This window comes from Gemmatimonas aurantiaca (genome assembly GCF_037190085.1).
In the GTDB taxonomy this organism is placed as follows: domain Bacteria; phylum Gemmatimonadota; class Gemmatimonadetes; order Gemmatimonadales; family Gemmatimonadaceae; genus Gemmatimonas; species Gemmatimonas aurantiaca_A.
In genome coordinates, this window is record NZ_JBBCJO010000005.1 from 136,961 (window position 1) to 149,484 (window position 12,524).

Below are 12,524 nucleotides of genomic sequence, written 5' to 3' on the forward strand. Positions count from 1 at the left end.
ATTCAGTCTTCACGCTCTGTTCGCGGCATACCCGAAGCGGGACTCGAACCCGCACGACCTTGCGGTCAGGGGATTTTAAGTCCCCCGCGTCTACCGATTTCGCCATCCGGGTGCAGCGGACCGCCGCCGGTCCCCGCTGGGGGGAATTCTAAGGGGCATCGGGGACTTCGCCTACGACTGCCCGCCACCGAAATCACGGATGCCACGCCGGAATTGGCGATGCCCGGGTATCTCAGAAATTGACTATCCTGAGTATCTTGGTGCCCATGTCCGATGTCGTGGCCCTCGCCTCCCAGATGCTCTCCATCGACTCCACCACCGGTCGCGAACGCGACGTGGTGGAGTTCACCGCGGCCTGGCTCGTCGAGCGCGGGTGGAACGTCACCCTGCAGGAAGTCGAGCCGGGACGTTCCAATGTCTGGGCGTCCCGTCGGGGTGGCGGTGTCACGTTGTCCACGCATCTCGATACGGTGCCGCCCTTCGTGGCGCCCCGCCTCGAAGGCCAGCGTCTCTATGGCCGCGGCGCCTGTGACGCCAAGGGCATCGCCGCCGCCATGATGATCGCGGCGCAGCGTCTGGCCGACGCCGGTGAGGAGCGGGTCGATCTGCTCTTCGTGGTCGGTGAGGAGAAGGGGTCGCCCGGTGCGCGCGCGGCCAATCGGTTGGAGGCCACCAGCCGCTGGCTGGTGAACGGTGAACCCACCGAGAGCAAACTGGCGTCGGGCGGGAAGGGCGCCCAGCGGGTCATCGTGCGCGTGCGGGGACGCGAAGCGCACTCGGCGTATGCCCATCTGGGCAGCAGCGCGCTCGAGCCCTTGCTCGATCTGCTGCCAAAGCTGCGCGATCTGCCGCTGCCGATCGATCCTGTGCTCGGCGCCACCACCTGCAACATCGGTGTGCTGCGTGCCGGTACCGAAGCCAACATCGTGCCCGGCCTCGCCGAAGCCGAGATCATGATCCGCCTCGTGGGTGATGTGCAACCGGTCCGACAGGCGTTTGCCGAATGGGCCGGCACCCGGGCGGAACTCGTCTGGGGCTCGCACATTCCCGCGCAGCATTTCCACGTCATCAACGGGTTCGAGGTGGAGCCCGTTGCCTACACGAGCGACATCCCCCTGCTCGATCGCTGGGGGACGCCGCTGCTCTTTGGGCCCGGTTCCATTCACGTGGCCCATACGCCCCTCGAATACATCGATGTGGCGGAACTCGACGCGTCGGTCGACGCGTACGTCAGAATCGTTCGCACACTGCTCGCATGACATCCTCCTCCACTCGCTGGCCGGTTGCCGTTCTCGGTGCGACCGGCGCCGTCGGTCAGGCGTTCATCCGCCTGCTCGAAGGCCATCCCTGGTTCGATCTCGTCGAAGTCGCTGCCTCCGAGCGCAGCGCGGGCAAATCGTATCGGGACGCGGCGAAATGGCTGGAAGGTGTGCTGCCCGCCGCGGTGGCGGACCTCACGGTGAAGACGTGTTCGCCCGACGAGATCTCCGCGCCCATCGTGTTCTCCGCGCTCGACTCGGGTGTTGCCGGTGAGGTGGAGGCCGCCTTCGCGCGCGCCGGCCGTCTCGTGCTGTCGAACGCCAAGAACTACCGCATGGCGGACGACGTGCCGCTCGTGATCCCCGAGGTGAACGGCGATCATCTCGCGCTGCTCGCGCATCAGCGTGCGGTGCGCGGCTGGAGCGGTGGCATCGTCACCAACGCCAACTGTGCCACCACGGTGATCGCCGCGGCCCTCGCGCCGCTGCATCAGGCGTTCGGCGTGACCAAGGTGTTCGCCACCACCATGCAGGCCGTCTCCGGTGCCGGTTATCCCGGTGTCGCGTCGCTCGACATCCTGGGCAACGTCATCCCCTACATCGGGGACGAAGAGCCCAAGATCGAAACGGAACTCGTGAAGCTGCTCGGCACGTTCGACGGCACGAGCATCCGTCATGCCGACATCGTCACCAGCGCCCACGCCAACCGGGTGCCCGTCGAGCATGGGCATACCGTGTGCCTGTCCGTGGCGTTCGAGCGCAAGCCTACGCCCGAGCAGGCGCTCGAGGTGTTGCGCAACTGGACCGGACATGACGCGGTGAAGGGATTGCCCTCGGCGCCCGAACCGGCCCTCATCATCCGCGACGAGAACGACCGGCCGCAGCCGCGTCGTGACGCCGGTCGTGGCAATGGCATGGCCACCACCATCGGTCGCGTGCGCACCGATCATCTCTTCGATCTCCGCCTCGTGGCGATGTCGCACAATGTCGTGCGTGGCGCCGCCGGTGGGTCGATCCTCAACGCCGAATTGCTCGCCGCCACCGGGCAACTGTCGGGGCTCGGTGCGCTGTGATCGTCTGCAAGTTCGGAGGGACCTCGGTCGCTGACGCGGCCGCCATTCGTCGCGTCGTCGAAATCGTCACCAGCAAGCAGGCCGATCAGCCGATCGTCGTGGTGTCTGCACTGGGCGGCGCCACGAATCAGCTGCTCGATCTGGCGCACAAGGCCGCGGCCGGTGAACTGCTGGCCGCGCTGCAGATCGTCGAACAGCTCCGTGATCGCCATCTCCGCGAAACGCAGGCGCTGCTCGACGATTCCGCCGAGGCGGCCGATCTCGCCGTCGATATCGGCGCGGCGTTCGATGAACTCGCCCATCTGGCCGAAGCGTTCCGCACGCTCGGGTATCTCACGCCGCGTTCACTCGATACGGTGGCGGCGCTGGGTGAGTTGCTGTCGTCGCAGATCGTGGCCGCGGCATTCAGGAACGCCGGCTTTCCCGGTGTGTACGTGGACGCGCGCGACGTCATGCGCACGAACGATTATTTCACGCGCGCCGAACCCGATTTCGACGGCATCGCATTGGCCGCGCAGGAACGGCTCGTGCCGCTGGTGCAGCAGGGCAGGATCCCCGTCATGGGCGGTTTTGTCGGTTCGGCGCCGGGACGGGTCACCACCACACTCGGTCGCGGTGGTTCGGACTATTCCGCCTCGCTCATCGGCGCGGCCATCGACGCGTCCGCCATCGAGATCTGGACCGATGTGGATGGCATGCTCACCGCCGATCCGCGCGTGATTCCCGCGGCGCGCCTCATCGAACACATCGGCTTCGAAGAAGCGGCCGAACTCGCCGCGTTCGGAGCCAAGGTGCTGCATCCGTCCACGATCGCACCGGCCGTGCAACGTGGCATTCCGGTGTACGTGTTCAACTCGCGCAATCCCGAAGGCAAGGGCACGATGATCGCGTCCGCCGCCCCGCGGTTGCCGGTGCGGGCCATCGCGGGCAAGCGCAACGCCACCCTGGTCAAACTGCGGTCGTCGCGCATGCTGCTCGCGCCGGGCTTTCTGCGGCGTGTCTTCGAGGTGTTCGAGAATCATCGCACGTCGGTGGACGTGGTGACCACGTCGGAAGTGTCGGTCTCCGTCACGCTCGACGACACCAACAATCTGGGCGCCATCATCCAGGATCTTGCCGCGTTCGGTGATGTGGCCGTGGAACGTCGGGCCGGTGTCGTGGCCATCGTGGGGGCGGGCATCGCCGACGGCAGTCGCGCCATCGCCGACGCCATCGCGGCCTTGGGACCCATTCCGGTGCACATGGCCTCGCTCAGCGCCACCGGTATCAACGTGACGCTCGTCATCGACGACGATCAGGTCGTGCCGGCCATGCAGCGGCTGCACGCGACCTTCTTCGAAGGCGCAGCATGACCACGCCCCGGGATGTGCTGCCCATCGCGCTCGTGGGGCTGGGTCGGATGGGACGCGCCATCGAGACCCTGGCGAGCGACCGCGGCTGTGAAGTGGTGGCCCGGCTCGGTCCGGACGAGATGGATTCGCTGTCCACGGCCGCGCTGAACGGTGCCCGGGTCGCCATCGAGTTCACACGACCGGAAGCCGCTCTCACCAACGCCAGGACCTTGCTCGCCCTGGGATGTCCCGTGGTGGTGGGCACCACCGGATGGACGAAACAGCTCGCCGAGCTCGAGGAGGCCGTACGCGTGAACGGCACGGCGGCGCTCTGGGCCCCCAACTTCTCGATCGGCGTGCAGCTCTTTCTCGATATCGCGGAGGAAGCCGCGCGGCGTCTGCGTGAGGTGAGCGGCTTCGATGCGCATGTGGTCGAAACGCACCACACGGCCAAGAAAGACGCGCCATCGGGTACGGCCATCGCCATCGCCGATCGCCTCGCTGCGGGACTCGGTCATCCGGTCCCCATCAGCAGTGTGCGTGTCGGCTCAGTGCCGGGCACACACGAGATCATTCTCGATGCCCCGTTCGAGCAGATCCGTCTCGTGCATGAAGCCCGCGACCGACGCGTCTTTGCCGACGGAGCGCTGACGGCGGCCCGGTGGCTGGCACAGCGGCATCAGCAGCAGCAGCAGGCACCGGCGCTCTACAGCATGCGCGATGTGTTGCGCACGCCCTCCTCTTCCTGAGTCTTTCTCCGAGCCTCTCCATGACGACTCTCCTGCGTGGGTGCGGCACCGCGCTCGTCACGCCTTTCACGCCGGATGGCGCACTCGACGAACCGGCGCTGCGCGCCCTCGTCGACTGGCAGATCGCGCAGGGGATGCACATGCTGATCCCTTGCGGTTCCACGGGTGAAGCCGTGACGCTCACCCCGGCCGAACACCTGCGGGTGGTGGAGATCACGGTGGAGCAGGTGAACGGGCGCGTTCCCGTGATTGCCGGCGCCGGCTCCAACGACACCCGGAAGGCCATCGCCCTGTCACGCGATCTCCGGTCCATCGGCGCCACGCATCTGCTGCATGTGACACCGATGTACAACAAGCCGCCCCAGCGTGCGCTCGTGGCGCACTTCCGCGCCATCGCCGATGCGTGCGATCTGCCGATCGTGATCTACAACGTGCCGGGACGCACGGCCATCAATCTCGAGGCGCGCACCTGTCTCGAACTCGCCGCCGACCCACGCTTCGTGGCCGTGAAGGAAGCCTCGGGCAACATGGCGCAGATCGGCACCATCATCCGTGATCGTCCCGGGCATTTTGCGGTGCTCTCCGGCGATGACGGTCTCACGCTGCCGGTGATGGCCCTGGGCGGTGAAGGCGTGATCTCGGTGGTGTCGAACATCGCGCCCGCGCTCATGGTGCAACTCTGCGATGCCATGGCACGCGAGGATCTCCAGGCGGCCCGCGCACTCGAGGTCCAGGTGGCGCCGCTCATCGATGCCGCGTTCGTGGAATCGAACCCCATTCCGGCCAAGGCCATGCTGGCCATGATGGGACGCCTGAGCGATACGTTGCGACTGCCGCTGGTGCCGCTCGCGGAAACGCATCGGACAGCAGTGCGCACCGTGCTCGAGCGGCTGGGCGCGATCCCGTCCTGAAGCCCTCCCGGGCAGTTCCGCAGACTCCCCATATGATACCTGCAACCCCCTGTCGGTATCTTCAGACCGTCTCCATCTGCTGATCATGGCTCTCTCCATTGCCGAACTCGAAGCGCGCTGCAACGATCCGCTGTTGCTCGACGGCGGCGCGCCCCTCGTCCACGATGCCCAGCACCTCTTCGATTCCACGATGGCCCATCTGGAACGTGGCGATGTGCGTGCAGCGCAGCGTGATGCGGACGGCACGTGGCACGCCGTCCCCTGGGTGAAGCGGGCCATCCTGCTGGGATTCCGTCTGGGCCGGGTCGTGGAAATGGGCGGCGCCGGCGCGTTCAACTTCTTCGACAAGCACACGTTTCCCGCACGCGAATTCCGCGTCGAGAATCAGGTGCGCATCGTGCCCGGTGGTTCCACCGTGCGTCGTGGGGCGTATCTGGCGCCCGGTGTGGTGTGCATGCCGCCCATGTACGTGAACGTCGGCGCGCATGTGGGGCGGGGCACCATGATCGATTCACATGCGCTCGTGGGAAGTTGCGCGCAGATCGGAGAGCGGGTGCATCTGAGTGCCGCCGCGCAGATCGGCGGTGTGCTCGAGCCCATCAACGCCTCGCCCGTCGTCATCGAAGACGATGTGGTGGTCGGCGGAAATTGCGGTGTGTACGAAGGCACGGTCGTGCGCAGCAAGGCCGTGCTTGCGGCCGGCGTGATACTCACGCGCGGAACCCCAGTGTACGACCTCGTGAAAGAGACCGTGCATCGTGCCACGGCCGATCAGCCGCTCGTCATTCCCGAGGGCGCCGTGGTGGTGCCGGGGGCACGCCGCGTGACGTCGGCGTTCGGTGAAGCGCAGGGCCTGTCGTTGCAGACGCCCGTCATCGTGAAGTACCGCGACGATCGCACCGATGCCTCCACCGCGCTGGAGGCGTGGCTGCGTTGAGCCGCCCCGACGCGCTGCATGTGGCGGGAACCATCAGAGCTCCCGGTGACAAGTCCATCAGTCACCGGGCGCTCATCTTTGCAGCGCTGGCCGACGGCGAGACGCGTATCCGCGACATTCTGATGTCGGCCGATGTGCACGCCACCGCGCGGGCCCTGCGTGCCATGGGCGTGGAGATCCCCGCGTTGAGCGCGGATTTTGTCGTGCGCGGGCGCGGTATCGATGCCCTCACTTCACCGGCCGCGCCGCTCGACTGCGGCAACAGCGGCACCACGACACGCCTGTTGTGCGGGCTGGTGGCCGGGTTGCCCGGGCGGACGGCGCGTTTCGAGGGCGACGCGAGTCTCAGCCGTCGACCTATGCGGCGGGTGGCCACGCCCCTGGGCGCCATGGGAGCCCGCATCGAATTCGAGGGCGCGCCCGGCCACGATGGGTTGCCGATGCGGGTGCATGGGGCACAGTTGGTGGCGACGCACTATGCGAACACCCATGCCAGCGCGCAGGTGAAGGGCGCGTTGCTGCTCGCCGGCCTGGCCTCCGGTGTCGAGGTCACGATCGACGAGCCGTATCGGTCGCGCGATCACAGCGAACGCATGTTGCTGGCCCGCGGCGTGGCCCTGGAAACATCGGACACCGGCGTTCGTCTTCCGGCCCATCAACGTGTCAGTGCCGTCGATGTGGTCGTACCGTCCGATCCTTCGTCGGCCACGTTCTTCGCCGCACTTGCGGCTCTGGCCGACAGCGGCGAACTGCGTCTCGAGAATGTCTGTCTCAACCCCACCCGCACCGGCGCCTTCGACGCCCTGCAGCGCATGGGCGTCTCACTCGTGGTGAGCGACGAACGGGTGGTGGGCGGGGAGCATATCGGCACGCTCGTCGTACAACCGGCGACGCTCGTCGGCACGCACATCGGCGGTGCCGACATTCCGCGCTGCATCGACGAACTCCCCATGCTCGCCTGTCTCGCCTCACGCGCCCGGGGGGAGACACGCATCACCGATGCGGCCGAGTTGCGGGTGAAGGAGAGCGACCGTATCCGGGCGGTGGTGGAGAATCTCCGCGCACTGGGAGCGACCGCCGAGGAACTGCCTGACGGTATGCGCATCGTGGGCAGTGAAGTGCCTCTGCGCGGGCATGTGGTCACGCACGGTGACCATCGGCTGGCGATGGCGTTCGGCATTCTGAGCGCCCTGCCGGGCAACCAGATCACCATCGATGATCCCGCCTGCGTGGATGTGTCGTACCCCACGTTCTGGGACGATCTGGCGCGGGCCACGGGTGGGGCAGTGGACCGGGAGAATGCGGCTGCGGAAGCGTTGCCGGTGCCGATCGGCGGGGCTCCGCTGATCATTGCCATCGACGGGCCCGCGGCCTCCGGCAAGAGCTCGACGGCCCAGTGGGTGGCGCAGGAGCTGGGTGTGCGGCACGTCGATTCGGGCGCGTTCTACCGGGCCATCACGTATCTCGCGCTGGCCACGGGTGTGGAGCCGGCGCAGTGGACCGCCGAGGGGCTGTTGGGCGAGGCCCCCCGCATCGGCTGGCGGCTCACCGAGCGATCCGTCCTGCCGCTCATCGACGGGGCGGAGCAGGACGCCGCCCTGCGCGACGCGCCGGTCACCGGGCAGGTGTCCCGCGTGGCGCAGATGCCGCCGGTGCGCGAATGGGTGAACGGCATGGTCCGAAGCGCGGGTGCGGCAGTGGACGTGGTGGTCGATGGACGTGACATCGGCACGACGGTGTTCCCGGCCGCGCAGCTCAAGATCTTCCTCATCGCCGATTCCTGGGAACGGGCCCGCCGGCGCCTCGTGCAGCGGCTCGGCCGCCGGCCCTCGGACGCCGAGATTGCCATCGAAACCGAGGAACTGGTCGCCCGGGACGCCCGGGACGCCACCCAGAGCGTGCCCGCGCGGGACGCGATCACGATCGACACGACGACGGTGACGCAGGCCGAGCAGGTGGAGCGGATCGTCGCGCTGGCCAGAGCCACGCGGGAGCGGATGGCCCGAGGAGAGACTGGCGACTGATCTCTGGACTCTGGTCTCAGATCTTCAGACGGGGTCAGAGGTCAGAGATCAGTAGGTCAGAACTGAGACGGAGATAGAATGATGAGAGATCAGACAACAACGAGGTCAGAAGTGTGAGCACTGGCGGTCGAGGGGATCGTGCGCGCCACGGGCGTGCCGCCGAGCGCCCGCCGGGCCCCCGGGGCGCGAAGCGCCCCACAACACGCGGCTCTCTCGCGTCAGCACCCCACCCGCGGACGCAGTGCTCGGACCTCTGACATCTGACCCCTTCCTCCTGCTCCCTATCTCCGTCTCAGTTCTGACTCGCTGATTTCTGATCTCAGACCTCTGACCGTCTGAAGCCAGCCCCAGGCGCCAAGCGCCCTCCCCGGTTGAACCCTTGCTTCTGTGCCGTTATGTTATTGGGTTCCCATGGTTCCGTGCCTCGCACGGCGCCCCCCATCCCTCTGTCTCGGCGCGGCGAGTGCAGGTCCGCGAATCTGGAGAGATCCCACACCTATGAGTACCGAACTGGGCCCCGAGCTCAACACTGAATTCGCTGATCTGGTCGACGTCCCCGCGTATGGCAAGCTGACCGCCCGCGAGAAGCGCGATCTGCAGAAGAGCCAGCTGCGTCCGCTCGCCAACCGTCGCCCCGAGCTCTACGAGGAGGACGAATTCTCGTCCGACGAGTACGAGCGGATGATGGAGCTGTACAACGGCACGCTGGCGTCGATCGAAGAAGGCGAGATCGTCAAGTCGCGCGTGCTCGAGATTCGCGAGAATCTCGTCGTGCTCGATATCGGCTTCAAGTCCGAAGGCACGATCCCGCTCGAAGAGTTCAAGGACATGCCCGACCTCAAGGCGGGCGATGAAGTCGAAGTCCTGCTCGAGCACCTGGAAGATCAGGAAGGCTCGGTCGTCCTCTCCAAGAAGAAGGCCGACTTCATGCGGGTGTGGGAACGCATCCGGGTGGCCTACGAAAGCGATCAGCCGGTGGAAGGCACGCTCGTCAAGAAGATCAAGGGTGGTGTGGTCGTCGACCTCATGGGCGTCGACGCGTTCCTCCCGGGTTCGCAGATCGCGCTCCGTCGCGTCCCGAACATCGACGAGTTGCTCGGCCAGAAGTACGAGTTCAAGATCATCAAGCTCAACAAGCGTCGCCGCAACATCGTCGTGTCGCGTCGCGTGATCCTCGAGACCGAACGCGCCGGCAAGCGCGAGAAGCTCATGAAGGAGCTCGCGAAGGACCAGGTGCGGAAGGGCGTCGTCAAGAATATCACCGACTTCGGTGCATTCATCGATCTCGGTGGCGTCGACGGCCTGCTCCACATCACCGACATGTCGTGGGGCCGCATCTCGCATCCGAGCGAGATGGTCCAGATCGGCATGGAGCTCGAGATCAAGGTCCTCGACATCGATTGGGAGCGCGAGCGCATCTCGCTCGGCCTCAAGCAGCTCCAGAGCTATCCGTGGAAGGATGTGGCGGCCAAGTACCCCGTGGGCACGCGTGTCTCGGGCAAGGTCGTTTCCATCACGAACTACGGCGCGTTCATCGAGCTCGAGCCGGGCATCGAAGGCCTCGTGCACATCTCCGAGATGAGCTGGACGCGCAACGTCCGTCATCCGTCCAAGATCGTCAGCATCGGCGAAGCGATCGAAGCGGTGGTGCTCAAGGTCGACGAGACCGAAGAGAAGATCTCGCTGGGCATGAAGCAGACCGAGCAGGATCCGTGGGTCATCCTGCCGCTCAAGTACCCGGTCGGCACGCGCATCAACGGCAAGGTCCGCAACCTCACGTCGTTCGGCGCGTTCGTCGAGATCGAACCGGGCATCGACGGCCTCATTCACATCTCCGACATGTCCTGGACCAAGCGGGTCCAGCATCCGTCGGAAGTCGTGAAGAAGGGCGACGCGGTGGACGTGGTCATCCTCAACATCGACAGCGAAAACAAGCGCATCTCGCTTGGCCTCAAGCAGGCCGAGGAAGATCCGTGGCTTCGCATCGGTGAGACCTATCCGGTGGGCACCGAGCTCCCGGGCAAGGTCGTGCGCCTGATGGACAAGGGCGTGGTCGTCGATCTCGGCAACGACATCGAAGGCTTCGTTCCGGTCAGCCAGCTCAACCCGGAAGGCACGGTCACGAACCCGGCCGACTTCACGTACGAAGGCATGAACTTCGTGATGCGCGTGCTGGAGGTGGATCCCATCCACCGCCGCATCGTGCTCGCCGTGACGTCGATCCCGGAAGAGCAGCCGCCCAAGCCGGACACCCCGAGCAAGGTGCACAGCTCGGAAGACGAACTCGGTCTCTGAGCGTTCGCTGCACCGACTGTCGCACCGTGATGGTGCGACAGTCTCTGCGGCCGGATGAAAGAAGCCCCCGCGGCAGGATTGCCGCGGGGGCTTTCTCTTTGGAATACCTTCGGATCCTGCTCACGAAAAAGGCCCCATCGTCTGATGGGGCCTTCGTGCTTCATGCCGCCCAATCGGATCAGCCGTTCTGCCGACGGCGACGCGCCACGCCGAAGAGGCCAACCAGGCCGGCCGCCATCAACGCATAGGTCGACGGTTCCGGGGTCACCACGCCGGAGCTGGACTTGTTCACCCAGTCGGTGTCGAAGGTGAAGTTGGCTTCGATGCCACGACCGGTACCGACGGCCTTGCCGAACGCCACGTCCATCTGCGAAAACAGATCGCCGACCGGCGCGTTGGGCGTGACACCGATCTCGTTGCGGTACGTGACCACCGTGTTCCAGCGGTCGAAGCAGACGAGGAGCGTGCAACGAAAGACATCCATGTCGTTGCCGATGTTGGAGCCCGGCGTGCCCTCGGCCAACCCCAGGAAACCCCAGGCGCGATCGAATGCGGTGTTCGTGTTCGCCGCTTCGAACACCAGCCGGGTCAAACCACTGGTGAGGTTGTCCAGCGACCACGCGGTGAAAAACGTGTCACTGCTTCCGCTGTTGGTGAAAAACGACAGGTTGCTGCCGAAGAAGCCCCAGTTGCCACCCTGCTGACCGAATGTCAGCGGGCCGCTCGAGGTGTTTCCCCAGTACGCGGTGAGCGTCACACCGGTCAACTGATCGACTCGCATATAGTCGACCACCGGGCCCGGGACATAGCTCGGCGTGCCCGCGTCGGACACATAGGTCTGAGCATTGGCCGTTGCCGCGAATGCGAGCGAACCGGCCACCAAAACCGCCTTCAGAATGGAACGGGACATGTGGAGGATGAGGGAGGATTGATGCTGAACACCAGCTTCGTGACATACGGCACAAAATGTGCCTGTAGTCACTGCTCCCTCGGCTCGGAAACACCGGCCCGACCCCGTCAGACCTCCCATTCGGGAAGGCATCACGAGCATCACATTCGTTCGGGAAGGGTGAGTAATGAACACTCGCCGAATTGCTGAGCGAATGCCACACATTGCCGGAAGTGTGTCGCATGCACACCACGCCGGATCACCGTAGTCCATGCCCGGCCCGTCGACCCTCCCCGGCGGAAAACCAAACACCTCCGCCACGATGATCGTGTGCGGAGGTGTCGAGATGCGACAGGCGTGTTGCCGAGGAAGAGCGTCGTTCGGGGGTTATTCCTGGCCGATCAGCAGACCCACCCGTTCCTCGCCACCCTTGCGATCCGCCTTCTTCGCAGCCGCCTTGGGGCTCCGGAAGCCTGCCCATGCCAACAACCCGTAGGCAAGGAAGAACACACTGCTCACACTGCCCACGCGCATGGCCGTGTTGCGGAAGGCGTTCTCCATCTGCGTGCTCACGATGGCCTTGAGCTGAAGGGCATCCAGCACGAACAGGATCAACGACGCGCCCAACCCGACGACGAACAGGGTTGCCAGCGCGGCGACGGTGCGCTGGAGAGCGACACTCTCGAGGCGCCGGCCCAACGTCAGCAGCAGCGTGAGGCCCAGGAACGACGGCATCAGCATGCCAGTCGAGAGCGCATTGGCCACCCGGAACCGCCACTGGATGTTGCTGAGCTGCAAAGGCCAGATCTCGATGCCCAGCTGCAGGGCAGGCACGAGGATCAGGAGGAAAGCCGCCGTCATCAGCACGCGGCGCAGGGAGGGGTCGTCGTGAAGATCTGGAATCACGGACATGGTTGAGTGGTGCTCAAGAGAAGAAAAAGCCCGGCCTTTCGGGACCTCGCGCCGCAGCAATGCAAAGGACGTTCCAACGGCCTCGGCCGAAACAGACTGTGCCGAACTTCCCTGGGGCGTGCCGGCTGCGTGACGAATGTGAAC

General features: G+C 65.7%; 10 protein-coding genes and 1 tRNA gene. 8 read left to right on the top strand and 3 right to left on the bottom strand.

Annotation, left to right across the window (positions count from 1 at the left end; genetic code table 11):
- Positions 1 to 28: 28 nt before the first annotated feature.
- Positions 29 to 112, bottom strand: a tRNA-Leu gene (locus WG208_RS06305).
- A 154-nt stretch (positions 113 to 266) separates the two neighbouring features.
- On the opposite strand from WG208_RS06305, the gene WG208_RS06310 reads away from it, so the two are divergent.
- From WG208_RS06310 to WG208_RS06345, 8 genes are all read left to right on the top strand, one after another.
- On the top strand, positions 267 to 1,259 hold the full coding sequence (locus WG208_RS06310; RefSeq protein ID WP_337171251.1) for a M20/M25/M40 family metallo-hydrolase: 993 nt from the start codon (positions 267 to 269) through the stop codon (positions 1,257 to 1,259).
- Positions 1,256 to 2,332 carry an aspartate-semialdehyde dehydrogenase gene (gene asd / locus WG208_RS06315; protein ID WP_337170490.1) on the top strand — a complete coding sequence of 359 codons (1,077 nt, stop codon included), beginning with the start codon at positions 1,256 to 1,258 and terminating at the stop codon, positions 2,330 to 2,332. The genes WG208_RS06310 and asd overlap by 4 nt, the downstream gene beginning before the upstream one ends.
- Positions 2,329 to 3,684, top strand: a complete 1,356-nt coding sequence (lysC, locus tag WG208_RS06320; RefSeq protein WP_337170491.1) for a lysine-sensitive aspartokinase 3 — start codon at positions 2,329 to 2,331, stop codon at positions 3,682 to 3,684. Before asd ends, lysC begins: the two co-directional genes overlap by 4 nt.
- Entirely contained in the window at positions 3,681 to 4,412 is a 732-nt protein-coding gene (gene dapB, locus WG208_RS06325; RefSeq protein WP_337170492.1) for a 4-hydroxy-tetrahydrodipicolinate reductase, read from the top strand. Before lysC ends, dapB begins: the two co-directional genes overlap by 4 nt.
- A 20-nt stretch (positions 4,413 to 4,432) precedes the next feature.
- Entirely contained in the window at positions 4,433 to 5,323 is an 891-nt protein-coding gene (dapA, locus tag WG208_RS06330; RefSeq protein ID WP_337170493.1) for a 4-hydroxy-tetrahydrodipicolinate synthase, read from the top strand.
- 85 nt (positions 5,324 to 5,408) lie between these two features.
- The gene (locus tag WG208_RS06335; protein WP_337170494.1) at positions 5,409 to 6,260 is read left to right on the top strand and encodes a 2,3,4,5-tetrahydropyridine-2,6-dicarboxylate N-succinyltransferase; all 852 of its coding nucleotides are present in this window, start codon (positions 5,409 to 5,411) and stop codon (positions 6,258 to 6,260) included.
- Complete coding sequence (gene aroA / locus WG208_RS06340) at positions 6,248 to 8,284, top strand: 3-phosphoshikimate 1-carboxyvinyltransferase (RefSeq protein WP_337170495.1); 2,037 nt, start codon at positions 6,248 to 6,250, stop codon at positions 8,282 to 8,284. The genes WG208_RS06335 and aroA overlap by 13 nt, the downstream gene beginning before the upstream one ends.
- A gap of 498 nt (positions 8,285 to 8,782) precedes the next feature.
- A complete protein-coding gene (locus WG208_RS06345; RefSeq protein WP_337170496.1) occupies positions 8,783 to 10,579 on the top strand; it encodes a 30S ribosomal protein S1 in 1,797 nt (598 codons plus the stop codon).
- Positions 10,580 to 10,757: 178 nt separating this feature from the next.
- Here the strand turns inward: WG208_RS06345 and WG208_RS06350 are convergent, their stop codons facing one another.
- Both WG208_RS06350 and WG208_RS06355 read right to left on the bottom strand, forming a co-directional pair.
- Entirely contained in the window at positions 10,758 to 11,489 is a 732-nt protein-coding gene (locus WG208_RS06350) for a PEP-CTERM sorting domain-containing protein (RefSeq protein ID WP_337170497.1), read from the bottom strand.
- 366 nt (positions 11,490 to 11,855) lie between these two features.
- Positions 11,856 to 12,380: a hypothetical protein gene (locus WG208_RS06355; protein ID WP_337170498.1), complete on the bottom strand. Its 525-nt coding sequence runs from the start codon at positions 12,378 to 12,380 to the stop codon at positions 11,856 to 11,858.
- Positions 12,381 to 12,524: the final 144 nt, after the last annotated feature.